Annotated in this window: 20 protein-coding genes and 1 pseudogene; 8 read left to right on the top strand and 13 right to left on the bottom strand. The window is 61.5% G+C overall.

Annotated features, from left to right (window positions below):
- Window positions 1–111 precede the first annotated feature (111 nt).
- From ABLV04_RS06785 to ABLV04_RS06760, 6 genes are read right to left on the bottom strand one after another with little or no spacing between them, the layout of a single operon-like run.
- The gene (locus ABLV04_RS06785; RefSeq protein ID WP_032452677.1) at window positions 112–1,542 is read right to left on the bottom strand and encodes an amino acid permease; all 1,431 of its coding nucleotides are present in this window, start codon (window positions 1,540–1,542) and stop codon (window positions 112–114) included.
- A 9-nt stretch (window positions 1,543–1,551) separates the two neighbouring features.
- Entirely contained in the window at window positions 1,552–2,547 is a 996-nt protein-coding gene (gene astE / locus ABLV04_RS06780; RefSeq protein ID WP_348815521.1) for a succinylglutamate desuccinylase, read from the bottom strand.
- A 10-nt stretch (window positions 2,548–2,557) separates the two neighbouring features.
- Window positions 2,558–3,898 carry an N-succinylarginine dihydrolase gene (gene astB / locus ABLV04_RS06775; protein ID WP_180266300.1) on the bottom strand — a complete coding sequence of 447 codons (1,341 nt, stop codon included), beginning with the start codon at window positions 3,896–3,898 and terminating at the stop codon, window positions 2,558–2,560.
- A gap of 21 nt (window positions 3,899–3,919) precedes the next feature.
- A complete protein-coding gene (gene astD / locus ABLV04_RS06770) occupies window positions 3,920–5,386 on the bottom strand; it encodes a succinylglutamate-semialdehyde dehydrogenase (protein WP_348815519.1) in 1,467 nt (488 codons plus the stop codon).
- Window positions 5,377–6,399 carry an arginine N-succinyltransferase gene (gene astA, locus ABLV04_RS06765; RefSeq protein ID WP_023289480.1) on the bottom strand — a complete coding sequence of 341 codons (1,023 nt, stop codon included), beginning with the start codon at window positions 6,397–6,399 and terminating at the stop codon, window positions 5,377–5,379. Before astA ends, astD begins: the two co-directional genes overlap by 10 nt.
- An 18-nt stretch (window positions 6,400–6,417) precedes the next feature.
- On the bottom strand, window positions 6,418–7,623 hold the full coding sequence (locus ABLV04_RS06760) for a bifunctional succinylornithine transaminase/acetylornithine transaminase (protein WP_180266310.1): 1,206 nt from the start codon (window positions 7,621–7,623) through the stop codon (window positions 6,418–6,420).
- Between the two features lie 169 nt (window positions 7,624–7,792).
- Between ABLV04_RS06760 and ABLV04_RS06755 the strand changes: the two are divergent.
- Together ABLV04_RS06755 and ABLV04_RS06750 are read left to right on the top strand one after the other, a co-directional pair.
- Window positions 7,793–7,939: pseudogene (locus tag ABLV04_RS06755) on the top strand (hypothetical protein).
- Window positions 7,940–8,151: 212 nt separating this feature from the next.
- The gene (locus ABLV04_RS06750) at window positions 8,152–9,426 is read left to right on the top strand and encodes a Glu/Leu/Phe/Val dehydrogenase (RefSeq protein WP_023289478.1); all 1,275 of its coding nucleotides are present in this window, start codon (window positions 8,152–8,154) and stop codon (window positions 9,424–9,426) included.
- A 62-nt stretch (window positions 9,427–9,488) separates the two neighbouring features.
- Here the strand turns inward: ABLV04_RS06750 and ABLV04_RS06745 are convergent, their stop codons facing one another.
- The 7 genes from ABLV04_RS06745 to ABLV04_RS06715 are packed head-to-tail and all read right to left on the bottom strand — an operon-like array spanning window position 9,489 to window position 16,971.
- Window positions 9,489–10,142 (bottom strand): HAD-IB family hydrolase, encoded by a 654-nt coding sequence (locus ABLV04_RS06745; protein WP_050534160.1) that lies wholly within the window; start codon window positions 10,140–10,142, stop codon window positions 9,489–9,491.
- Complete coding sequence (locus tag ABLV04_RS06740; protein WP_023289476.1) at window positions 10,123–10,908, bottom strand: AfsA-related hotdog domain-containing protein; 786 nt, start codon at window positions 10,906–10,908, stop codon at window positions 10,123–10,125. The genes ABLV04_RS06745 and ABLV04_RS06740 overlap by 20 nt, the downstream gene beginning before the upstream one ends.
- Before the next feature lie 13 nt (window positions 10,909–10,921).
- Entirely contained in the window at window positions 10,922–12,127 is a 1,206-nt protein-coding gene (locus ABLV04_RS06735; protein ID WP_023289475.1) for an acetyl-CoA C-acyltransferase, read from the bottom strand.
- A gap of 2 nt (window positions 12,128–12,129) precedes the next feature.
- The gene (locus ABLV04_RS06730; RefSeq protein WP_180266302.1) at window positions 12,130–13,614 is read right to left on the bottom strand and encodes an FAD-dependent monooxygenase; all 1,485 of its coding nucleotides are present in this window, start codon (window positions 13,612–13,614) and stop codon (window positions 12,130–12,132) included.
- A gap of 60 nt (window positions 13,615–13,674) precedes the next feature.
- Window positions 13,675–14,739, bottom strand: coding sequence for an aldo/keto reductase (locus tag ABLV04_RS06725; RefSeq protein WP_023289473.1), 1,065 nt, complete (start codon window positions 14,737–14,739; stop codon window positions 13,675–13,677).
- Complete coding sequence (locus tag ABLV04_RS06720) at window positions 14,736–15,923, bottom strand: MFS transporter (protein ID WP_023289472.1); 1,188 nt, start codon at window positions 15,921–15,923, stop codon at window positions 14,736–14,738. Before ABLV04_RS06720 ends, ABLV04_RS06725 begins: the two co-directional genes overlap by 4 nt.
- A 49-nt stretch (window positions 15,924–15,972) precedes the next feature.
- A complete protein-coding gene (locus ABLV04_RS06715) occupies window positions 15,973–16,971 on the bottom strand; it encodes an aldo/keto reductase (protein ID WP_023289471.1) in 999 nt (332 codons plus the stop codon).
- A gap of 100 nt (window positions 16,972–17,071) precedes the next feature.
- Here ABLV04_RS06715 and ABLV04_RS06710 point away from each other — a divergent pair, with 100 nt between their 5' ends.
- From ABLV04_RS06710 to ABLV04_RS06685, 6 genes are all read left to right on the top strand, one after another.
- Window positions 17,072–17,986, top strand: a complete 915-nt coding sequence (locus ABLV04_RS06710; protein ID WP_023289470.1) for a LysR family transcriptional regulator — start codon at window positions 17,072–17,074, stop codon at window positions 17,984–17,986.
- Window positions 17,987–18,120: 134 nt separating this feature from the next.
- Window positions 18,121–18,552, top strand: a complete 432-nt coding sequence (locus ABLV04_RS06705) for a MarR family transcriptional regulator (RefSeq protein WP_048297412.1) — start codon at window positions 18,121–18,123, stop codon at window positions 18,550–18,552.
- Window positions 18,552–20,204 carry an MFS transporter gene (locus tag ABLV04_RS06700; RefSeq protein WP_032452666.1) on the top strand — a complete coding sequence of 551 codons (1,653 nt, stop codon included), beginning with the start codon at window positions 18,552–18,554 and terminating at the stop codon, window positions 20,202–20,204. The genes ABLV04_RS06705 and ABLV04_RS06700 overlap by 1 nt, the downstream gene beginning before the upstream one ends.
- Window positions 20,205–20,232: 28 nt before the next feature.
- The gene (locus tag ABLV04_RS06695; RefSeq protein ID WP_032452665.1) at window positions 20,233–21,318 is read left to right on the top strand and encodes an HlyD family secretion protein; all 1,086 of its coding nucleotides are present in this window, start codon (window positions 20,233–20,235) and stop codon (window positions 21,316–21,318) included.
- Window positions 21,315–22,694, top strand: coding sequence for an efflux transporter outer membrane subunit (locus ABLV04_RS06690; protein ID WP_348815516.1), 1,380 nt, complete (start codon window positions 21,315–21,317; stop codon window positions 22,692–22,694). The genes ABLV04_RS06695 and ABLV04_RS06690 overlap by 4 nt, the downstream gene beginning before the upstream one ends.
- Complete coding sequence (locus ABLV04_RS06685) at window positions 22,695–23,369, top strand: O-methyltransferase (RefSeq protein WP_348815514.1); 675 nt, start codon at window positions 22,695–22,697, stop codon at window positions 23,367–23,369. It begins immediately after the preceding gene.
- Window positions 23,370–23,419: the final 50 nt, after the last annotated feature.

Genomic DNA, 23,419 nt, shown 5'->3' with positions numbered 1-23,419 from the left:
ATCCCAGGCTCAGTAAGACAGTAGGCCCGGTAAGGCGCCAGCCGCCACCGGGCAGACAAACGAGAACAACGGTTAAGACGACTTGTAGCCGGCCGCCAGGGCCGGCGGGTGTCAGGCGCTCTGATTGTCCAGCTGAAGCTGCCCCTCGCGCCGCTGCTTCAGCTTCCAGAAGGCCCACAGCGCGATAAACCACAGCGGAGAAGCCAGCAGCGCCAGCAGCGTGTCCGGGTCAAAGATCATGATGAAGATGGCGAACGCGAAGAACAGCAGGCTCACCCAGCTCATCGCCACGCCAAAGGGCATCTTAAAGATCGAACCGGCGTGCAGGTCCGGACGCTGACGGCGATAAACCAGATAGGCCACGAGGATCATCCCCCAGCTGAACACCACCATAATCGCCGCCAGGGTCGAGACGATGGTAAACAGGGTCATCACATTCGGCACCAGGAACAGCAGCAGCGTACCGATCAGCATACAGAAGCAGGAAAACAGCAGGCTGCGCACCGGGATGCGGGTGCTGCGCGACAGAATACGGAACTGCCAGTGCGCATGCTTCTCCACCGACAGGCCGTACAGCATGCGGGTGCTGGAGAAGACCCCGCTGTTGGCCGAGGACATCGCCGAGGTCAGCGCCACGAAGTTAATCACCGCCGCCGCCGCGGGCAGCCCGGCTTTGGCAAACAGCGTCACGAAGGGGCTGGTCTCCGCCGACACTCCCGGCCAGGAGGCGACAGCGATGATCACCACCATCGACAGCAGATAGAAGATGATAATCCGCAGCGGCAGGGCATTGATCGCCTTGGGCAAAATGCGCTGTGGATCGCGGGTCTCCGCCGTCATCGTCCCCAGCAGTTCAATGCCGGTAAAGGAGAAGATCGCTATCTGGAAGCCGGCGAAAAAGCCGGTGATACCGTGAGGCATAAAGGCCGTCGGGTCGGTGAGATGGCTCAGAGAAGCCGTCACGCCGTCCGGAGAGGTCCAGCCGGTGGCAATCATCCAGCCGCCGGTGGCGATCAGGGCGATAATGGTGATCACCTTGATCAGGGCGAACCAGAACTCCGCCTCGCCAAACATTTTCACCGACAGCAGGTTGAGCAGAAACAGGATAGCCAGCATGCTGAGGGCCGGCATCCACGCTGACAGCTCGGGGAACCAGTACTGCATATAGCTCCCGCACACCACCACGTCGGCGATACAGGTCACCACCCAGCTCAGCCAGTAGGTCCAGCCGAGATAAAAGCTGGCCTGCGGTCCGAGATACTCGCCGACAAAGTCGGCAAACGAGCGGTAGTCATGGCGGGTGAGCAGCAGCTCCCCCATCGCCCGCATCACCATATAGGTAAAGAACCCGACCAGCACATAGATAACCAGAATCGAGGTGCCGGCGACGGCGATGTTGCGCCCTGCCCCCATAAACAGCCCGGTGCCGATGGCGCCGCCGAGGGCGATCATCTGGATATGGCGGGCGCCAAGCCCGCGCTTAAGCTGTGACGCGCCTTCACCTCCGGCGGCAGATGGCGCCTGATGTTGATGTTCAGTCATGGTGTTTCCTCAGGCTGGTTGCGGGAGGCGAAGCGCCGCGGCGCGGAGCAGCAGCCCGGCGCGCTGGCCGGTGGCGACCCCGGCATTGGGAAAGAGGATATAGGGGGCCCGGGCCTGCACCACCCACCGTTTCTCTGCCTGGCGGGCGATCTCATACCCTGCCGGGAGCGCGGTGAAGTTCTCGACGTTGGCCGCCAGATTGAGCGTAAATTCCCCTTCGCGCTTGATGATGCTCTCCTCGACCAGGAAGTAATCCACCGGCGCTTTGTCGCGCGTGGGCAGCGGCGCGTCAGAAATCCAGGCCCGGATCGCCGCGTCGGCGGCGGCGAACAGGCTGAGATCGTTGGCGCCGAACAGCATCACTTTTCCCAGCTCAAGGGTGGCGCTTTGCGCGGCGAATTTTTCGCAGGTGAAATGAGTGAAGGTGCCGCCCGCTTCGGTATGGCGCACGATGGCGTCCATCCCGCTGGCCTGCAGCAGCTGGTAGAAGCCGGGCGAAAAATCCTCCGCGTGGGCCGGGAGCAGCGCAAACTGGCGATACAGCGACCCGCGAATGGCGGTATGCATATCGAGATGACTGCGGCTGACCGGCCCCGCCGCATCGGCGGCGCGATAGAAGGCCTGCACCGCCTGCTCGAGGGCAAAAGCCCGCCGCGACTCATTGCCCGGGGAGACCGCCAGATGGCGGCCGCCGAACAGGCGATTGAGGTCGTTGTGCAGATAGCGACGCGCGGCGCGGATCGCCGGCAGGTTACCAAAGACGATCAGCAGCGCCTGGGTGAGCGGCTGCCGCCCCTGGCTCAGATCGTGGGTCAGCTGCAGCAGCAGCTCGGTCGGCGCGGTCTCATTGCCATGGACGCCAGCGGAGAGGATCGTCGCCTGACGCCACGGCGTGGACGGCAACAGCTGCAGGATGCCCTCGCCCAGCCAGCGGGCCTCGATGTCCGCCGGAAAGGTCCACTCCTGCAGGCGGCAGTGCAGTAAATCGTTAACCAGATGCTCCATCTGCCGCTCCTTAACGCTGAAAATCATAGACAGGGCCCAGACGCAGGATCTGCGTCAGCTCATCCAGCGCCTGATAAACCTCGCGCAGCAGCTGCGGGTCCGCCAGATCGCGGGCGTGCAGCCGGTCACGGTAGTGTTTTTCCACCCACGCCTTCAGCTGCTGGTAACGCTCGTCGTTCATCAGGCTGTGGGCGTTGACCGCGTCGCGCTCCGCCTCGTTGAGCACCACCCGCAGCCGCAGGCAGGCCGGGCCGCCGCCGTTGCGCATACTTTCCCGCAGGTCAAAAACCGCCACTTCATCGATCGGCGAGGCGCTGTCGGCCGCCAGGTCGCCCAGGTAGCGCCAGACGTTTTCCCGCTGCCGGCACTCCTCTGGCACCACGATCAGCATCTTGCCGTCGGGTTTGCTCAGCAGTTGGCTGTTGAACAGATAGGAGGCCACAGCGTCATCAAGCGACACCCGCTCGTCCGGCACTTCCACGCTGGTAAACGGGATATCGAGACGGTCGCTTTTTGCCCGCAGCGTCGCCAATACTGTCGACTGATCGACAAACGCCTGCTGATGGTGGAACAGCACATGGCGATTGCTGACCGCGATAACGTCGTTATGAAACACGCCGCGATCGATAGCCTGCGGCGCCTGCTGGGCAAACACCGTATAGCGCGGATCCAGCTGGTGCAGACGGGCCACCGCTTCGCTGGCCTCCAGGGTCTGCCGCGCCGGATACTTCACCGGGGCGATGCCGCCGCTGGCGCGTCGACCGTAGACAAACAGCTGCACGCCCTGACGATCGTACTCCCGGCAGAAGCGGTTATGGTTGGCCGCCCCTTCGTCGCCGAGGTCGCCATGCTGCGGCAGCGCCGCGTGGTGGGCGAAGAAGCGCGGATCGGCGAAGGTGGCGCGCAGGATCGCCGAGGTGGTGGGCGCCTCCTGCATGCGGTGCAGCTTATTGTTCAGGTTGGCGACAGTGAAATGGACTTTGCCATCGGCGCTGTCCGCCGACGGCGAAACGGTCGCCGCGTTGGCGGTCCACATCGACGAGGCGGAGCTGAAGGCGGAGAGCAGCTGCGGCGCCGCCTGGGCCGCCTGGCGGATGACCTGCTCATCGCTGCCCTCGAATCCCAGGTCGCGCAGCAGGCGCAGGTTCGGCCGCGGCTGCGGCGGCAGGATCCCCTGCACGAATCCGCGATCGGCCAGGGCTTTCATTTTATACAGCCCCTGCAGCGCGGCCTTTTTCGGGTTAGAGAGACCATCGCGGTTATTTTGCGAGGCTTCATTGCCGACGGAGAGTCCGGCGTAGTGGTGCGTCGGGCCGACCAGGCCATCAAAGTTAGCTTCAAAACCAGACATATGTCCTCACAGGATCCGTTATCAGAATGGCAGGCCCGGCGATACGTTCGCCGGAAGCGTCAGCGTGTCGCTGACCAGAGAGGCCATCGGCCAGGCACAGTAATCGGCGGCGTACCACGCTGCCGCCCGGTGGTTGCCGGAGGCGCCCACCCCGCCAAACGGCGCTTTACTGGAAGCGCCGGTCAGCGGCTTGTTCCAGTTGACGATCCCGGCTCGCGCCTCGTCCGCCAGCTGGTCAAACTGCGCCGCATCGCGGGAGATCAGCCCCACGGCCAGGCCATAGCGGGTCTGGTTGGCGAGGCGAATCGCCTCCGGGAAGTCGTCGTAACGGATAACCGTCAGCAGCGGACCGAAGTACTCTTCATCCGGCACCTCGATACCGGTGACATCGACGATCCCCGGGGTCAGCATCGTGGAGTGCGGGTCAGGCTGGCGCATACGCAGCAGCACCTTGCCGCCGAGCGCCTCCAGTTTCTGCTGCGCCGCCAGCATGTTCTGCGCCGCCTCAAGGGAAATCACCCCGCCCATAAACGGCGCCGGCTGGTCATCCCATTTCCCGGCGCGGATCTGCGCGCTGGCCTCCACCAGTCGCCGCAGCAGCGCATCCCCCTGCTCGCCGCGCTGAACGATCAGCCGGCGCGCGCAGGTGCAGCGCTGTCCGGCGGAGATAAACGCCGACTGGATAATCACATGCAGCGCCGCATCGACATCGGCCACGTCGGCCACGATCAGCGCGTTGTTGCCGCCCATCTCGAGGGCCAGCATCTTCTCCGGCTGACCGCCGAAGTAGCGATGGAAGTGGAAACCCGCCGCCGCGCTGCCGGTGAACAGCACGCCGTCGATATCGCGGTTTTCCAGCAGCGCCTGGCCGGTGGCTTTCCCGCCCTGCAGCAGGTTAATCACCCCGTCGGGGACGCCCGCCTGCTGCCACAGCTGGACCGTCAGTTCCGCAGTGGCCGGCGTCAGCTCGCTGGGTTTAAACACCACGGTGTTACCGGCGATCAGCGCCGGAATGATATGCCCGTTGGGCAGATGGCCCGGGAAGTTGTAGGGACCGAAGACCGCCATCACGCCGTGCGGCTTGTGGCGCAGCTGCGCTTTACCGTCCGGCAGGGTCGACTCGTGAAAGCCTGTCCGCTGGTGATAGGCCTCGACGGAGATGGCGGCTTTGCCGATCATCGCCTGCACTTCGGTGCGGGTCTCCCACAGCGGCTTGCTGGTCTCCCGGGAAATCAGGGTCGCCAGCGCCTCTTTGTGCGTCTCCAGCAGCGCGGCGAAACGCTGGACGACGTCAATTCGCTCGGCCAGCGGGCGGTGCGACCAGGGATAAAACGCCGCGCGCGCCGCGGCGCAGGCCGCCTGGACGTCGTCAGCCCCCGCGCTGGCCGCCTGCCACAGCAGAGATTGATCCTCCGGGGCCAGTTTACTCATCGTAGCGCCGCTGCCCGGCTGCCACTGCCCGGCTATGAACTGTGCTTTTACCGCCATGATCTGTTTTCCTCTGGGTTCAGGGTTACCGTGTAAACGCGGTCGGTTTCAGTGACCTGCAGCGCATCCAGCGCGGCGGCGTCCAGTGAGACCTGCTCTTCGTGGGCCACCAGCAGCGCCCGAAAATTGTCGAACTGACCGTTGGCGACCAGCGTAGGCGCCGACAGCGTGCCCGTCAGCTGCTGAGCCGGCAGGCACTGGCAGTCGCGCACGGCGCGGATCTGATCGGTCTCCGCCTCCAGCACCGGACCGGCATCGAAAATATCCACCGAGCCGCGCCAGCTGAACCCCTCTTTCTCGAGGATCGCCCGCGCCGGGGCGGTGTTGGGATGCACCTGACCGATGACCTGACGGGCATTCTCCGGCAGCAGCGAGATATAGATCGGGTACGCCGGCATCAGCTCGGCAATAAAGGTTTTCATGCCGGTGCCGGTCAGCCGGTCGGCATCGGCGAACGGGATCTCGAAGAAGTGATGGCCCAGCGCATCCCAGAACGGCGACTGCCCTTGCTCATCGCTGCAGCCGCGCAGTTCGGCAAACAGGTGCGGCGAAAACCACTCGCGGAAGGCGGCGATAAACAAAAACCGCGCCTTGGAGAGCAGCAGACCGTTGCGGTTGCGCTGATACCCGGGGTCGAGAAACAGCGTACACAGCTCGCTGTGACCGGTGTGGTCATAGCTCAGATTGAGCAGCTCCTGAGGCTTATAGACTCCCAGCGCTTTCGAGGCGCGAACCGTTTTCTGAATGCGAAAATTGTAAAAGGGCTCGTCCAGGCCCACCGCCACCTCAATGGCGCTGACCCCCACTACCCGCTCCAGCGCGGTGTCTTCCAGCACAAACAGAAAGCCTTGCTGGCCGCGCGGCAGCGCGCCGGCGAAGGTGTCAATGCTGCGGCGTATCCGGGCGGCCAGGCGCCCAGCATCATGGGGTAAAGAGGTCATGCCGACCCCCGCCCGCGCGGCAAGGCGGACGATGTCGTCAAGATCGTTTTCCCTTACGGGACGAAATAGCATCACAGGCCGTCCTCCCGGTTAGCGGGTTAAGCGGGCAACGGCGCGATCAAGGCGCACGAAGGCTTGCTCAATATCCGCCAGCGGGATATTGAGCGCCGGCGCGAAGCGCAGCACGTCCGGACCGGCAATCAGGGCGATCACCCCCTCTTCCGCCGCCAGGTTGGTCAGGGTTTTGGCCTTCCCGCGCAGCGGTCCGGCCAGCTCGGCGCCGATCAGCAGACCGGCGCCGCGCACGGCGCTGAACGCATCGTAGCGGGCAGAGAGGGCATTCAGCTGGTCGACGATCAGCGCATGGCGCTCGCCGACGCCCGCCAGCAGCGGCGCATCCAGATGGTCCAGCACGGCGTTGGCGACGGTCGCCGCCAGCGGGTTACCGCCGAAGGTGGTGCCATGGGTGCCTGGCTGGAAGACCTGCGCCCAGGCCTCTTTCGCCAGCATCGCGCCGATCGGGAAGCCGCCCCCCAGCCCTTTGGCGCTGGTGAGGATGTCCGGGACGACGTTGTAATGCTGGTAGGCGTAGAGATGGCCGGTACGCCCGGCGCCGGTCTGCACCTCATCGAATATCAGGGTGGCGTGATGGCGATCGCATAGGGCGCGCAGCGCCTGGAGGAACGCCGGGTCCGCCGGGATCACCCCGCCTTCGCCGATAATCGGCTCGACGATCACCGCGCAGGTACGTGAGGAGATCGCCGCGGTGACCGCCTCGATATCGTTATAGGGCAGATGGGTAATGCCCTGCGGCAGCGGCGCATAATCGCTGGAATATTTCGGCTGGCCGCCGACGGAGACGGTGAACAGCGTGCGGCCATGGAAGGCGTGGTTGAAGGCGATGATTTCGCTTTTTTCACCGCCGAACTTATCGTGGGCATATTTCCGCGCCAGCTTAAGGGCCGCCTCGTTCGCTTCAGCGCCGGAGTTGCAGAAGAACACCTTGTCGGCAAAGGTGGACTGCACCAGGGTTTTCGCCAGCTGCAGCACCGGTTCGTTGGTATAGCCATTGCCGATATGCCACAGTTTCGCCAGCTGCCCCTGCAGGGCCTCAGCCAGCGCCGGGTGGGCATGGCCGAGGGCGTTCACTGCGATGCCGCCGGCCATATCGATATACTCTTTCCCCTGCTGGTCCCAGACGCGGGAGCCCGCCGCCCTCACCGGAATAAACGGCGCGGGGGCAAAACAGGGAACCAGGTAAGCGTCAAAATCTTCGCGAGTCATACTGCCTGACATCATTCATCTCCGGAACGTAAGACGACGGAAAACGCTCCCGCCGCGTTGGACAATCGACATTAACCCTGACCCTCGGCTTATTTTGGGCACGAGCGCGCCCGCTGCGATGGTAAAAATATTCACCACAGAAAACTTAAGCCCTATTCTTTTTACGGGTATTTGTTAATTCATGGTTAACGCCATGTTGTTGTGTGGGCTAATGCTGGCCTGTGAACAATAAGATTGTCAATATGGGGAAACGCAATTTATTCACTTTTTGAAGATCATCAAGATAATGAAAAACATAGAAAAAATATTTTCTTATGCACTTAAGTGAATAAAAAGTGAATTAAAATGCACAGCTTGCGGGTGGTTCTCGTGCGTAGTTATTCACTTAAAAAATAAAATTTCTAACAAAAATTTAAAAATCGGAATTGCCGTCAAATACCGCTTTATAAAATTGGTGATACCATTCATTGCACAGAGTTTACTGCTGTAGCTATTCCACGGTTTTACACGACATAAATAACACTGAGAAACAGGACTCTTATGGAAAAGTTATCTTACGCATCTGAAAGTAGTACATCTCCATGGACCACCTACCTGCGCCAGATCGACCGTGTCGCGCCTTATCTCGGCGATCTTGCCTACTGGGTGGAAACCCTGCGCCATCCGAAGCGTGCGCTGATCGTCGACATCCCTGTGCAGATGGACGACGGCACCATTCGCCACTTCGAGGGCTATCGCGTTCAGCACAATCTTTCGCGTGGGCCGGGTAAAGGTGGTGTTCGCTACCATCCGGATGTTGATCTTAACGAAGTCATGGCACTTTCTGCCTGGATGACCATTAAGTGCGCCGCGGTCAATATTCCTTACGGCGGGGCCAAAGGCGGCATCCGTGTCGACCCCTTCTCGCTGTCGGAAGGTGAACTGGAACGCCTGACTCGCCGCTATACCAGCGAAATCGGCATTATCATCGGGCCGCAGAAAGATATTCCGGCGCCGGACGTTGGCACCAACGGCAAAGTGATGGCGTGGATGATGGACACCTACTCCATGAACCATGGCACCACCATCACCGGCGTGGTCACCGGCAAGCCGATCCACCTCGGCGGCTCCCTCGGTCGTGAAAAAGCCACCGGACGCGGCGTGTTCGTCACCGGCCGGGAAGTGGCCCGTCGCGCCGGCATCGAAATTGAAGGCGCTAAAGTGGCGCTGCAGGGCTTTGGTAACGTCGGTAGCGAAGCGGCGCGCCTGTTCGCCGGCGTCGGCGCCCGCGTAGTGGTCATTCAGGATCACACCGCCACCCTGTACAACGAAGGCGGGATTGATATGGCCGCCCTCACCGCCTGGCAGGCGGAGAAAAAGCAGATCGCCGGTTTCCCGGGCGCCCAGGAGATCGATAAAGAGGCATTCTGGACCACCCCGATGGACATCCTGATCCCGGCGGCGCTGGAAGGGCAAATCACCCGCGAGCGCGCTGAGAAACTGAGCTGCAAACTGGTGCTGGAAGGGGCTAACGGCCCAACCTATCCGGAAGCGGACGATGTGCTGGCCGAGCGCGGGGTGATCGTGGTGCCGGACGTTATCTGCAACGCCGGCGGGGTGACCGTCAGCTACTTTGAGTGGGTGCAGGACATGGCCAGCTTCTTCTGGAGCGAAGAGGAGATCAACGCCAAGATGGACCGCATCATGACCGATGCCATTATTCACGTCTGCGATAAAGCGGCCGAGAAAGAATGTACCCTGCGTACCGCCGCCTATATCGTGGCCTGCGAGCGCATCCTGATGGCGCGTAAAGACCGCGGCATCTACCCGGGCTGATCCCCGTCAGGGAGTGAATCAGGGGTGGCATTGCGCCGCCCCTTTTTTTTGCCGTCGCGCCGTCAGCCGCCGGTGGACCACAGCACTGGCCATCCCCGACGCTGCGCCTCCGCCAGCAGCCCCGGAGAGGGATTCACCGCACAGGGGTGGCCGACCGCGGCGAGCAGCGGCAGATCCGAGATATGATCGCCGAAGGCGTAGCATGCCGCCAGCGGCTGGCCCTGTTCCTGCGCATAGCATTGGGCATGCGCCGCCTTGTGTTCGCCGATGGCGGTCCGCCAGAGTTCGCCGGTATAGCGGTCATCCACCACGACCGGCTCTGAGCACAGGGCATGCTCCACCCCCAGCGCCGCCATCGCCGGCCAGAGAATGTCGGTCATCGACCCGGAGACAAACACCACGTCATCCCCCCGCGCCTGGTGCTGCCTGAGGCGCGCCGCCACCTCGCGGTGAAAACCATATCCGCCTTCGCGATACAGGCTCTCGGCGACCGCCCGCACCCGGGGGCGCGACTCGTGGCGAAACAGCGAGTAATAGTAGCGGTTGATCGCCTCCCGCGGCTGACCCGCTTCGCTGAGCGCCTGCAGCTGCCGGACAATCGCCGCGGCCGTCAAACCGCACTGCAGCGGATATTCCGCGGCATAGCGGTGCAGAAACAGGAACATACTTTTGCCGGTAATCAGCGTTTCATCCACATCAAAAAAGGCGATGCTCATCCCCGTCCCCCTGCTCAATACTGACCAGATAATGTTGATGGCACTGCGCCGCCTGCTCGCACTCTTTGCGAGTGATGTAGTTAAGGTCATAGACGCTGAAGCTAAAGCCAACTTCCGCTTTGCGGGTGCCGGTCTGGTCAAACCCCACCGAGCATTCACAGGTGAAGCGTCCATGGGCTGAACTTTTGCGCGACACCACGTTGAGGACAATGGTCACCGGCAGCGGAAAAACAAAGCAGGAAAAGGCCACCTGCAGCGAGCTCAGGGTAAAGTACTTCTCCGCCATCGCCACGCCGGCCTCCGCCAGCAGGAATTTTTCCGTGGTGGCGATGATGGTCTGCCGCGCCGCCTCGATCAGCACCATCCCCTGAATATGTTGCCCGGTCTGGTGGTCGCAGAGCAGCTCAGAGGCATCCTGCAGGATCAGGCGCGCGCAATAGCTATCCTCATCGCGTTTTTCCGGCGAGGTGATGAGGATATTCGCTTTTTTACGTTTATGTACCAGCCGCTGATGATCGCGATTGTTTTGATAATAGAGATCCTGCAGATTGACGATCTGGCGCATTGTGTCCGGATAGTGCTGACGAATAATGCAGATGGTGCGGGAGATGTCGTCGAGCTGTACCCCCTGACCGATAACGATTTTATCGACCCCGGCCAGCTCGCCGCTCCAGACAAACCGTTCAAACTCATTCACCGTCAGCACATTCTCATGCCGCCGGGCAAAATCGGTAAATTTCTCACCCACCACAATTAATTTTTCCATGGCGCTTGTCTCCTCAGATCGTTTTCACCAGTAACGCAATCCCCATCCCGCCGCCGATGCACAGCGACGCCAGGCCGGTCGGTTGATTCTCCCGGCGCAGCGCGTGCACCAGGCTGACCACAATCCGCGTCCCGGAACTGCCCAGCGGATGGCCGAGGGCGATCGCGCCGCCGTGGACGTTCAGCCGGGAAGCAATCTCCTCCTCCGTCATCTGATGCGCTCTGGCCAGTCCCTTGACCACCCCCAGCACCTGCGCGGCAAAGGCTTCGTTGATCTCCAGCCGGGCCATATCGCTGAGCTGAAAACGCCCGCGGCGCAGGGCGCACGCTATCGCCGGCAGCGGGCCAAGCCCCATCATGGACGGGTCAACGCCGCCCTCGCCAAAGGAGACAATCTCCGCCAGCGGCTGTAGGCCATAGCGGGCAACGGCGCGCGCCGACGCGAGGATCACCGACGCGGCGCCATCGTTCAGCCCGGAGGCATTGCCCGCCGTGACGCTGCCGTCAGCGCGAAAGGCCGGTTTCAACGCCGCCAGCTGCTCGGCGCTAAGATCATGGCGGATCGGCTCATCCTCGCGGACCGTGCTGACGCCCCGCTTCGCGCTGACCGTCACCGGCACCATCTCATCGGCAAAATAGCCGGCGCGGCTGGCGGCGGAGGCTTTGTGATGGCTCTCCAGGGCATACTGGTCCTGCGCCGCGCGCGAGATCTGCTCCTGCGCGGCGATGGCCTCCGCCGTTTCCCCCATCGGGATCTGCAGCAGCGGATCGGTTAATCCGTCGCGCTGGATCACATCCTCACTGCTGAACGCGCCGAATTTCATCCCGCCCCTTATCTCTCCCCGCAGCAAAAACGGCGCCTGACTCATATTTTCCATTCCGCCGGCGACCACCAGGTCGGCATAACCGCTCTGGATATGGATCGCCCCTTCGGTCAGGCTTTTCATGCCGCTACCGCAGATCATATTCAGGGTGTAAGCCGGCTTTTGCACCGGGATCCCCGCCCGCAGCGCAACCTGACGCGCCGGTCCCATCCCCTGCCCGGCGGCAAGGACGCAGCCGCAGATCACCTCATCGATCCACGCCGGGTCAATGCCGGCCTGCTGCAGGTTGTGCCTGACGGTGAGCGCGGCCAGCTCCACCGCGGAGACCGTTTTCAGGGCGCCAAGAAAGCGCCCCACCGGCGTACGGCAGGCCGCGACGATATAGACTTTGTTCATGATTATTCCATTACGTAGAGCGAGGAAAGATACTGCCGTGTCCCGGCTTCGCTGCCGGTAAAGCCCACATAGCCATCGGGATTGACCACCGCATAGTCATCGGGGCCGATCTGTAGCGCTTCGAGAAACGCCTCGTCCGCCGGTTCGAGGGGGCAGAATATAAACCAGCCGGCCTGCTTCAGGCGGGACATAGGAGGACAAGCGGCGCGGGCGGAAAAGATCACCACCTTACCGCTGGCGAAGACGTCATAGCTGTTGCGAAACATCGCCTGCGGCGAGGCAAAAACGTACCAGGGAACATGGTGCCCTGCCAGGCCGTCCGGGTGCTGCGCCTGCGTCGCGGTGAAACCGGCGTACTGCAGCGGCAGCTGGTGACGATAGTAGTGACGGTTGCAAAACTCCGGAAAGTAGACCCCGTCGATATGATTTCTCGGCACCAGACCGGCAATCAGGCCGGTATCGCGATCGGTGGAGCGCAGCACACCGCTCACCGCCGCAAAGCGCTCGGCGCGATAGGACGCTGGCAGTCGGTCAGTAGCCACCCCGTGCAGATAGAAAGCCAGCTTCCAGGCGAGGTTCACCGCATCCTGGACGCCGGTGTTCATCCCCTGCCCGCCAATGGGACTGAACAGGTGGAAGGCATCTCCCGCCAGCATAATATGATGCTGCAGATTGTCATCGGCGATGCGGTTATAGAAATTGGCGCTGGAAGACCAGGTGAGCGTCTGCGCCGGCGGCACCTGAGGGCAGTAGCGCGCCAGCGCGGCGTTGATCTCCTGCAGGTCCGGCACCGGACGCGGCGTCGGCAGGCGCCCGGCTTTTTTAATCACGATCCTGACCTGATTGTCCGGCATGGGCAGGAAAATCAAAAAGCCCTGCTCATCAATATGGTAGGAGGTTCCCGGGAGCGCCGCCGCGCGGTCGAATTGCACGTCCGCCATCACAAAATGCAGCGGATAGTCATGACCGCTAAAGCCGATCCCGGCCAGCTCGCGGACGGTGCTGGCCGCGCCGTCGGCGCCGATAATATAGTCATAAGCGGCGGAACAGGCCCGGCGGGCATCGTCGAGCAGGGAGACGTGATAGCGTTCCCCCTCCCGGCGCCAGGAGACCAGCTGGTGCCCACGTTTGACCTCCCGCCCGGCGTCGGCCAACGCCGTTTCGAGGATCTTCTCCGTCCGCGGCTGCGGGATACTGACATGGAAGGGGTAACAGGTGGCGAGTCGGCGGTTATCGATATGCAGAAATTTGCGGTTTTTATAGTAAGCGTAGACTGACTGAACCTGCTTTCCCTGGGCGATCAGTTCCCCGGCAAGGCCTAAGCCGTGGAAGGCTTTAATGGTCGCCGGACTGACGCTCAGCGCTTTGGACCAGGTGGTGCTGTGGATATTTTTATCAATGATATCAAAATCAATTCCATACTTATTCAAATAGCAGCCAATGATTAACCCTACCGGGCCGGCGCCAACAATGAGTACTTTTTTCACGATCGAGCCTCTCTGTATGCCCCGTGCGGGGCATACGCGTGTTGCCTGGGTATAGGGTGATTAGGGATAGATATCATCGGCCAGACGACGATCGCCGGCGACATTGCAGATATGCCAGTAGGGGTATGGTTTCTCTTTCTCGCTCACGCTGTTGAGGATCGCCGTCTCCTCGTCGCTCAGCGTCCAGTTCAGCGCCGCCAGGTTATCCTCCAGCTGGGCCAGTTTGGTCGCGCCGATCACCAGCGAAGCGATCCCCGGACGGGTACGCAGCCAGTTGAGCGCCACCTGCGCGACGCTGGCGTTGCGCTGGCGGGCAATCTCCTGCATCACCTCCAGGGTCTGCCAGGCCTGCTCGCGGTTGGCGATCGGCGCGGATTCGAACGGCGTGGCGTTCGCCAGGCGACTGCCCTCGGGAAACGCCTGATTGCGTGGGTATTTGCCGGTGAGAAAGCCCCCGGCCAGCGGGCTCCAGACGGTGATGCCGACGTTCTGATCGACGCTGAGCGGGATAATCTCATGCTCCAGTTCACGCGCGGCGATATTGTAATAGCCCTGATAGACGCAGAATTTCTCCAGCCCAAGGCGCTCCGAGATCCCCAGCGCCTTCGCCAGCTGCCAGGCCGCGTAGTTGGAGACCCCGATATAGCGAATTTTCCCGGCGCGGATCAGCGTATCCAGCGTGCGCAGGGTATCCTCCAGCGCGGTGCGCGGATCGAACCCGTGAAGGTGATAGATATCGATATAATCGGTCTTCAGCCGCTGCAGGCTGGCCTCGACGGCATTGATGATATGGTAGCGCGACGCCCCCAGCGCGTTCGGGTTGGGGTCGGTTTGCCAGCGTCCTTTGGTGCCGATAATCACCTGCTGGCGTTTTCCCTTCAGCGCGTTGCCGAGCAGCTCTTCGCCCTGGCCGTTCTTATAACAGTCCGCGGTATCAAAAAAGTTAATCCCGGCGTCCAGCGCTTTGTACACCAGATCGTAGGCCGTCTGCTCAGGCACCACGCCGAATTCCGACCAGTTGCGCCCCGGCGCGCCGAGAAAGGCCCCTTTCTCGCCAAACGTCATGGCGCCAAAACAGAGCTCCGAAACCGACAGCCCGGTGGAACCTAAATATCGATACTTCATGCTTGACTTCCTTTTAAAGGTGACAACGTCACACTAGCGATAACCCATCCGCTGGCGGTCAGGCAAGCACCGGCCAGGGGAATGTGCGAGAGAGAAACGCCGGAGGCGAGCAGCAGCCCGCCAAACCAGGCGCCGCCGGCATTGCCGAGGTTAAAGGCGGCGATATTGCACGAAGAGACCATGCTTTTGCCGCTCTCACTGCTGTCCAGGGCCTGCATCTGCAGCGGCGGAATGGTGGAGAACATCGCCGCCCCCAGCAGAAACACCGCCGCGCAGGCGCCGGGCAGCGTCTGAATCGCCCACGGAAAAAGACACAGGACGACGCTCAGCAAGGCGAGAGTTAGCAGCAGCGCCCGGCGGACGCCGCCGTCGGTCAGTCGGCCGCCAAGATGATTCCCGGCGACCATCCCGACGCCGAACAGCATCAGCACCGGCGGAATAAGGTGGTCGCTCATCCCGGTGACGGTTTTCAGCATCGGCGCGATGTAGGTGAAGGCGGCGAAGACGCCGGAGAACCCGAGGGCGGTGATCAGCAGGCTGCGCAGCACCGCGGGATGACGGAGCACCTTCAGCTCATCGCGGATCCGGCTCTGGGCCGACGGCTGCGCCTGACGGCCAGGCACCAGGGCGATCACCGCCAGGGCGGAGAGAATGCCGATCAGCGTGACCATATAGAAGGTATAGCGCCAGCCAAGGTACTGCCCCACCCAGGCGCCGAGCGGCACGCCCAGAATATTGGCCAGGGTGGCGCCGAGAAACACGGCGGAGACCGCCGAAGCCCGTTTATCCACCGGCGCCAGCTCCGCGGCATAGACCGAGCTTATTCCGAAGAACGAGGCGTGAGCGAACGCAGTTATTACCCGGGCAATAATTAGCATGGTCATATTACCGGCGATCGCACAGCCTAAATTTCCAATGGAAAATAAGATCATTAAAAATAACAGCGCCGGTTTTTTGCGATAACGGCTTAATAGCGGCGTAAGCAGCGGCGCGCCAATCACCACCCCACAGGCATAAGCGGTAATAGACCAGGCGGCGAGCGTAATGGATATATGAAAGTCATGGGCCACATCGAGTAATAAACCCATAATCACAAATTCGGTGGTGCCAATACCAAATGAACCCACGGAAAGCGCATACACCGCCGCAGGCAATCCCGCCGGACGGGAAACAGCAATAGTCATAAGTTACCTTATCTCCCGCCAGACCGGCGGGAGGAGCGTATTCAGGAGATTATTTATCGATTAAATTAAAGTCGCCCTGGTTATAGCGTAATCCGGCGACGTTTTCGGGAGCGAAAATATGATCGATGGCGAGAATATCCTCAGGGGAGAGCATAATATCGGCTGCAGCGGCATTATCGCGCAGATGGTTCATTTTTCGCGCCCCGGGGATCGGCACGATATCTTCCCCTTTGCTCATCACCCAGGCGAGGGCCATCTGCGCCAGGGTGGCCTCGTAGCGGCTGGCGACCTGCTGCAGACGGTCGAGCAGTTGCTGGTTTTTGCGCATGGTTTCGGCCTGGAAGCGCGGCAGATTGCGACGAAAATCATCGGCCGCGAAGACGCCGGGGTCGGTGATCTGGCCCGTCAGGAAGCCGCGGCCCAGCGGACTGTAAGGGACAAAGCCCACGCCCAGCTCGCGGCAGGCCTTGAGGATGCCGCCCTCCGGCTCACGGGTCCATAGCGAGTATTCCGTCTGCACCGCGGCGATCGGATGCACCTTGCAGGCCCGGCGCAGCGTCTGGGCTGACACTTCCGACAGCCCGATATGGCGAATTTTACCCTCTTTGACCAGGTCGGCCATGGTGCCCACCACCTCTTCCACCGGCACCGCGGGATCGACGCGGTGCTGATAGAGCAGATCGATGGTCTCGATATTCAGCCGCTTCAGCGACCCTTCCACCGCCTCGCGAATATGTTCCGGACGGCTGTCGACGCCGGCCATCCGCTCCAGCCCCTGGCCGGTCGGCAGAATACGAAAGCCAAATTTGGTGGCAATCTGCACCTTATCGCGGATGCCTTTAATCGCTTTCCCAACAAGGACTTCATTGTCAAAAGGCCCATACACTTCGGCGGAATCCAGGAAGGTCACCCCCATGTCCACTGCGGCATGGATGGTATTAATCGCCTGCGACTCCTCAGCGCCGCCATAGGCGAAACTCATTCCCATACACCCGAGACCCAATGCGGAAACCTGGAACTTCTCTTTTCCGAGATAACGTGTTTTCACCTTATTTTCCTTACGTGCTGAATGTTATTAAATATATACTTCCCTTTTACATTGATAACAATTAATCTATTCCGAACGCGGTGTTAGCTGGAAATTAACAATGAAAACGTTGCCTGATTTGCAACAAATTGAAATATTAATACTCATAGTGAAACATGGCAGTTTTCGGCAAGCTGCCAGAGCATTAAATCTTTCACCGCCGGCCCTCACCAGCGCTATTAATCATCTGGAAGAAAAATTAGGCGTGCGCCTGCTCAATCGCTCGACGCGCAGTTTGTCTTTAACCGCCGTGGGTGAGGAATTTCTTAATAATATGACGCCGGTGGTGAATGATTATCGCCGGGTGGTCGACAGTCTGAATTATCACCGTCTGACCCCGGAAGGGGTGGTGAAAGTCAATTTACCGCGCATTGTTCTCGACCTTTTCTTTCAGCGCTATTTTATTGCTTTTAAAACCGCCTATCCTGACGTGACGCTGGAGCTGTTTACCACCGATCGGAAAGTGAATATTATCGAGTCCGGTTTTGACGCTGGCATTCGCTATTCCCGGGACGTGCCCAAAGATATGATTGCCATCCCCTTTGGCGAGAAGCTGTCGCTGATCCCGGTGGCCAGCCCGGACTATCTCCACGAGGCCGGTGCGCCCGACACCCCGCAGTCGCTGGTCAATTTCCGCTGCATTAACCGCTGTTTCCCCAGCGGCGAAAAGTACCGGTGGGAATTTATCAGCCCCGACGGCGAGCCAGGCGAAGTCGCCGTCAAGGGCGATCTGGTCGTCGATTCCGATACGGCGATGATCCAGGCGGCGGAGAGCGGACTGGGGATCGCCTTTGTCTATCAGTCGCTGGTGTCCGCGCAACTGAACGCCGGCAGCCTGGTTCGCTTATTACCCAGCTACCGCTACCCGGCGGATCATTTCTGCGTCTACTATCCGAGTCGCAAACATATTCCCGCGCCCCTGCGCGCTTTTATCACCTGGGTGATGGCGCAGAATAAGAGCATCCTCCATGAGTAAATGGCCTGAGGGGGTATCCTCCTGTCGCCACAATAAACGCACACACCGTTAACCATTTTTTATCCTTTCCCTTGAATTCCGCCGGTTATCAGACATAAAATCGTTAGAGCTCTAACGATTTTGACAGACGACCTATGGACCATCGACAGCTTAGCTTCTCCCATCTTTTATATCTGACCGCCCATCACTGGCGGCTGGCGGTTAATCGTCGGCTGAAAAACCTCGGCCTCAGCCAGGCCAGCTGGGTGGCGGTCGCCGCCATCGCCCGCCACCACCAGCCGCTGTCGCAAAGCGAACTGGCGCAGGAACTGGGAGTGGAGAGCCCAACCATTGTGCCGCTGATCAACCGCCTGGTGGCCCTCGGTCTGGTGGAGCGCGTCACCACCGACCGCGATAAACGCAAGCGGCTGCTGGTGGTCACCGACCAGGGGCAGGCCCTCTTCGAGCAGGTCAAAACGGTGGCGGACGATCTGCGTGAAGAGATCCTGACGGCGATCACGCCGCAGGAGCGGGAACAAACTCAGCGGGTGCTGGAAAAGCTGTTGCGCGAAGTGGAGAAGAAATAATGCCTCGTCGCCAGAGTAACCCCTACGTCCCTCATGACTGGGCGCCGCATGAAAAACCGGCCCTGCTCGGCTCGCCATCGACGCCGCTGCACAGCCCGGCGAAGCGCCTGGCCTACGGGGTGGTCGGGCTGCTGGTGTGCCTAACCGGCGCGCTGGGCAACGCGGTGGTCACCGCCAATCTGCAGCTGCTGCAGGGCACCTTCGCCGCCTGGTCGACGGAGATCGCCTGGCTACCGGCGGTGTATGTCATGACCAACGTCTCCATTAACCTGCTGCTGGTGAAATTTCGTCAGCAGTTCGGGCTGCGCGCCTTTACCGAAGGCTTTCTGGTGCTCTATGTGCTGGTCACCTTCTTCCACCTGTTCGTCAACGATCTCAGCTCGGCGATGATGGTCCGCGCCGCCCACGGCATGGTGGCCGCGGCGCTCAGCTCGCTGGGGATCTACTATCAGGTGCAGGCCTGGCCCGCACGCCACCGCCTGAAAGGGCTGACTATCGGTATCACCGGCTCGTCGCTGGCCATTCCGCTGGCGCGCCTCTTTTCCACCGAGCTGCTGCAGATCGATGAATGGCGCGGGCTCTACTTCTTTGAGCTGGGGCTGGCACTGGTGTCGCTGGCCTGCGTCATCGCCCTGAAGCTGCCGCCGAGCGATCGTAAAAAGGTGTTCGAGAAGAAGGATTTTATTACCTTCTTCCTGCTGGCCCCCGGCATGGCGCTGGTCTGCGCGGTGCTCTCGCTGGGGCGGCTCGAGTGGTGGTTCGAAGCGCCGTGGATCGGCTGGTCGCTGGCCGCGGCGGTGGTGCTGATCGTCGCCGCCATCGCCTTTGAGCATAACCGCAGCAATCCTCTGCTCAATACCAAATGGCTCTCCAGCGGCAGTATCCTGCGCCTCGGTCTGATTATGCTGCTGATCCGCATCGTGCTGGCGGAGCAGAATACCGGGGTGATCGGCTGGCTGCAGTACGTTGGCCTGCAAAACGAACAGATGACCAACCTTGCGTGGTCAATTTTCGCCGGCATTCTGTGCGGGATCATCGCCAGCTGCCTGACGCTTAACCCGCAGAAGCTCTACTGGCCGACCGCCACCGCCCTGGCGCTGATCATGGTGGCCTCGCTGCTCGACAGCCAGTCCAACGCCCTCACCCGTCCGGAACAGCTGATGTTCAGCCAGTTTTTGCTTGGCTTCGGCAGCGCCTTCTTTCTGGCGCCGGCGATGCTCGCCGGCATTGGCGGGGTGTTCGCCGATCCGCGCAACCTGGTGAGCTTCTCGGTGCTGTTCGGCATGAGCCAGAACATCGGCGGTCTGCTGGGGTCGGCGATACTCGGCACCTTCCAGACCTGGCGGGAGAAATTTCACTCCAGCCAGCTGGCGGACCAGATCACCACGCTCAACCCGCTGATCGTCGAGCGGCTGCAGCAGTACAGCCAGATGTACCAGAGCCAGATCGGCGACAGCACGCTGCTTAACGTCCAGGCCACCACCCTGCTGCAAAACGCCGCGACGCTGCAGGCCAATATTCTCGCCTGGAATGACACCTATCTGCTGACGGCGGCGATCTCCGCCGGGACGTTAGTGTGGGTTTTCTGGCGCTTAATTCGCTTACGACTGACCGCCCGTATCGCCTTAAAACGCGCCACCGGCAGCAAATAATTATCATCATTTCATCTCTGGAGTCGTTATGAGTCAGCAGGATGCGGCCAAACAACAGGCCAACACCCGGAACAACATTCGCGTGGTTTCCATTTTTACCGCCGCGGCGATAGGCCTCGTCGGCGTACTGGTGATCCTCTATGCCTGGCAACTGCCGCCGTTCACCCGCCATAGCCAGTTTACCGACAACGCCTACGTGCGCGGGCAGACCACCTTTATCAGTCCGCAGGTCAACGGCTACATCACTGCCGTCAACGTCAAGGATTTCGCCATCGTTCAGCCGGGCGAGGTGCTGTTCCAGATAGACGATCGCATCTATAAGCAGCGGGTGCACCAGGCCCAGGCCACCCTGGCGATGAAGGAGGCGGCGCTGCGCAACAACCTGCAGCAGCGCAAAAGCGCCGAGGCGACGATCGCCAAAAATGAAGCCGCGCTGCAGAACGCCCGCGCGCAGAATCTGAAAATCCAGGCTGATTTAAAACGGGTGCAGGAGCTGACCGCCGATGGATCGCTGTCGATCCGCGAGCGGGATTCCGCCCGCGCCAGCGCCGCCCAGGGAGCAGCGGATATTGAACAGGCGAAAGCGGCGCTGGAGATGTCGCGCCAGGACCGCGAATCGACCATCGTCAATCGCGATTCACTGGAGGCCGACGTGGCCAGCGCCAAAGCCGCCCTCGAGCTGGCGCAGATTGACCTGCAGAATACGCAGATCATCGCCCCCACCGGCGGCCAGCTGGGGCAGATTTCGGTGCGTCTTGGCGCTTACGTCAGCGCCGGAACCCATCTGACTTCGCTGGTGCCGCCGCAGCACTGGGTGATCGCCAACCTGAAAGAGACCCAGCTGGCCGATGTGCGTATCGGCCAGCCGGTTACCTTCACCGTTGACGCGCTCAACGGCGAGACCTTCCACGGCAAGGTGCAGAGTATCTCCCCGGCGACCGGGGTGGAGTTCAGCGCCATTTCGCCGGACAACGCCACCGGCAACTTCGTCAAGATCGCCCAGCGCATCCCGGTGCGCATCACGGTTAACGAGGGGCAACGCAACAGCGAGCGCCTGCGCCCCGGCATGTCGGTGCAGGTGACCATTGATACCCGCGCGGAGAAGCAGCCATGATCCGCCCGGTCACCCTTGCCATCGTCCTGGCGCTGGTCGGCTGTCAGTCCGCCGATGTGCAGCGCGCCCAGCCGACGCTCGCCATCCCTGCCGCCTGGCGGGCCGACGTTGGCCCTGCCAGCCCGGTGGAAGGCGTATGGTGGCGCAATTTTCATGACAGCGCGCTGAATCAGTATGTCGACCGGGCGCTGCGCTATAACAGCGATGTGCTGATCGCCCGCGAGCGGGTGAATGAGTATCAGGCGCGGGTGTATGCCGCCGACAGCAGTCTTTTCCCCTCGCTGGATGCCAGCCTGACCGGCACCCGCGCCCGCGCGCAGTCCGCCGCCACCGGCCTGCCGATCCACAGCACGCTGTACAAAGGCGGCCTGACCGCCAGCTATGATGTCGATATCTGGGGCGCGAACCGCAGCGCGGCCAGCGCCGCCGGGGCCAGCCTCGAGGCGCAGAAAGCCGCTGCCGACGCGGCCAATTTGAGCGTCGCCGCCTCGGTGGCCGTGGGCTACGTGACGCTGCTGTCGCTGGATGAGCAACTGCGGGTCACGCAGCAGACGCTCCAGGCGCGGGAAGACGCCTGGCGCCTGGCCAAACGTCAGTATGAAACCGGGTATACCTCGCGCCTTGAGCTGATGCAGGCGGATTCGGAGCTGCGCTCCACGCGGGCGCAGCTCCCGCCGCTGCAGCACCAGATTGCGCAGCAGGAAAACGCCCTCAGCGTGCTGCTGGGGGATAACCCCGGCGCGATAAAACGCGGCGAATTCGCCGGGCTCACCCCGCTGCGTCTGCCCTCGCAGCTGCCGTCCACCTTGCTCAACCGCCGCCCGGATATCGTACAGGCCCAGCGTCAGCTGGTCGCCGCCGATGCCACCCTGGCCTCGTCCCAGGCGCAGCTGCTGCCGTCTATCAACCTGACCGCCACCGGCAGCCTGCAGGACCGGACGCTGCCGGATCTGCTGGACAACCCGCTGCGACTCTGGAGCATTGGCGGTAGCATCCTGGCGCCGCTGCTTAACCGCCAGGCGTTAAATGCCCAGGTGGATGTCTCGATGGCCCAGCGCAACCAGGCGCTGTACAGCTATGAGAACACGGTGCGCGGCGCGTTTAAAGAGGTCAATGACGGCCTGGACGCCATTAGCCGCTACGGCGAACAGCTGACCGAACTGCAGGGGCAGGAGGCGGTGGCGGAAGAAACATTGCGCATTGCGCAGAACCGCTACCGTAACGGCTACTCTTCGTATCTGGATGTGCTTGATGCCCAGCGAACGCTGTTCTCCACCCAGCTTAGCGTGGTACAGGTGAAGAATAACCTGCTGCTGGCGCAGATCGATCTATACCGGGCGCTGGGAGGCGGCTGGTCTGACTCATCAGGGAGCTAAATGGGGAAGCGTCATATGCAACAACAGTGGTCTGCAGTAGACAATTATTTGATTGAGGCCTTAATTCCCAGCAATCCTATGCTCGATCGGGTACTGGAAAACAACCATCGTGCCGGGCTCCCGGCACACGATGTCGCCGCCAATCAGGGTCAGTTTCTCGCCCTGCTGGTACGGCTTACCCAGGCTAAGCGGATCCTGGAGATCGGCACCCTCGGCGGCTATAGCACCATCTGGATGGCGCGCGAGCTTCCTGCCGACGGCCAACTCCTCACCCTGGAGGCCGACGCGCATCATGCCCGCGTGGCGCGGGAGAATCTGCAGCTGGCGGGTGTTGACCAGCGGGTCACGCTGCGGGAGGGGCCCGCGCTACAGTCCCTGGAGGCGCTTGGCGAATGTCCCGCTTTCGACCTGATCTTCATCGATGCCGATAAGCCGAATAACCCCCATTATCTGCGCTGGGCGCTGCGTTATTCCCGCCCGGGAACCTTAATTATTGGCGATAACGTGGTACGCGACGGCGAAGTGGTCAACCCACAGAGCGCCGACGAGCGCGTTCAGGGCGTGCGTCAGTTCATTGAGATGATGGGCGCCGAGCCACGGTTGACGGCAACGGCGCTGCAAACCGTGGGCACGAAAGGCTGGGACGGCTTTACCCTGGCGTGGGTCAACGCTTAAGCGTGGACGCCTGGCCCGTCGCCCCGGTAAGCGCAGCGCCACCGGGGACA

Origin of the sequence: Klebsiella sp. JN_Kp127, assembly GCF_040062505.1 — a bacterium.
Classification (GTDB): domain Bacteria; phylum Pseudomonadota; class Gammaproteobacteria; order Enterobacterales; family Enterobacteriaceae; genus Klebsiella; species Klebsiella quasipneumoniae.
The sequence above is the reverse complement of the archived record's forward strand: the minus strand, read 5'-3'. Positions and strand labels throughout refer to the sequence as shown.

Coding starts and splice junctions, on each gene's coding strand:
- ABLV04_RS06785 (WP_032452677.1), bottom strand. CDS start 1,542: ATGACTGAACATCAACATCAGGCGCCATCTGCCGCCGGAGGTGAAGGC.
- astE (WP_348815521.1), bottom strand. CDS start 2,547: ATGGAGCATCTGGTTAACGATTTACTGCACTGCCGCCTGCAGGAGTGG.
- astB (WP_180266300.1), bottom strand. CDS start 3,898: ATGTCTGGTTTTGAAGCTAACTTTGATGGCCTGGTCGGCCCGACGCAC.
- astD (WP_348815519.1), bottom strand. CDS start 5,386: ATGGCGGTAAAAGCACAGTTCATAGCCGGGCAGTGGCAGCCGGGCAGC.
- astA (WP_023289480.1), bottom strand. CDS start 6,399: ATGCTATTTCGTCCCGTAAGGGAAAACGATCTTGACGACATCGTCCGC.
- ABLV04_RS06760 (WP_180266310.1), bottom strand. CDS start 7,623: ATGTCAGGCAGTATGACTCGCGAAGATTTTGACGCTTACCTGGTTCCC.
- ABLV04_RS06750 (WP_023289478.1), top strand. CDS start 8,152: ATGGAAAAGTTATCTTACGCATCTGAAAGTAGTACATCTCCATGGACC.
- ABLV04_RS06745 (WP_050534160.1), bottom strand. CDS start 10,142: ATGAGCATCGCCTTTTTTGATGTGGATGAAACGCTGATTACCGGCAAA.
- ABLV04_RS06740 (WP_023289476.1), bottom strand. CDS start 10,908: ATGGAAAAATTAATTGTGGTGGGTGAGAAATTTACCGATTTTGCCCGG.
- ABLV04_RS06735 (WP_023289475.1), bottom strand. CDS start 12,127: ATGAACAAAGTCTATATCGTCGCGGCCTGCCGTACGCCGGTGGGGCGC.
- ABLV04_RS06725 (WP_023289473.1), bottom strand. CDS start 14,739: ATGAAGTATCGATATTTAGGTTCCACCGGGCTGTCGGTTTCGGAGCTC.
- ABLV04_RS06720 (WP_023289472.1), bottom strand. CDS start 15,923: ATGACTATTGCTGTTTCCCGTCCGGCGGGATTGCCTGCGGCGGTGTAT.
- ABLV04_RS06710 (WP_023289470.1), top strand. CDS start 17,072: ATGAAAACGTTGCCTGATTTGCAACAAATTGAAATATTAATACTCATA.
- ABLV04_RS06705 (WP_048297412.1), top strand. CDS start 18,121: ATGGACCATCGACAGCTTAGCTTCTCCCATCTTTTATATCTGACCGCC.
- ABLV04_RS06700 (WP_032452666.1), top strand. CDS start 18,552: ATGCCTCGTCGCCAGAGTAACCCCTACGTCCCTCATGACTGGGCGCCG.
- ABLV04_RS06695 (WP_032452665.1), top strand. CDS start 20,233: ATGAGTCAGCAGGATGCGGCCAAACAACAGGCCAACACCCGGAACAAC.
- ABLV04_RS06690 (WP_348815516.1), top strand. CDS start 21,315: ATGATCCGCCCGGTCACCCTTGCCATCGTCCTGGCGCTGGTCGGCTGT.
- ABLV04_RS06685 (WP_348815514.1), top strand. CDS start 22,695: ATGGGGAAGCGTCATATGCAACAACAGTGGTCTGCAGTAGACAATTAT.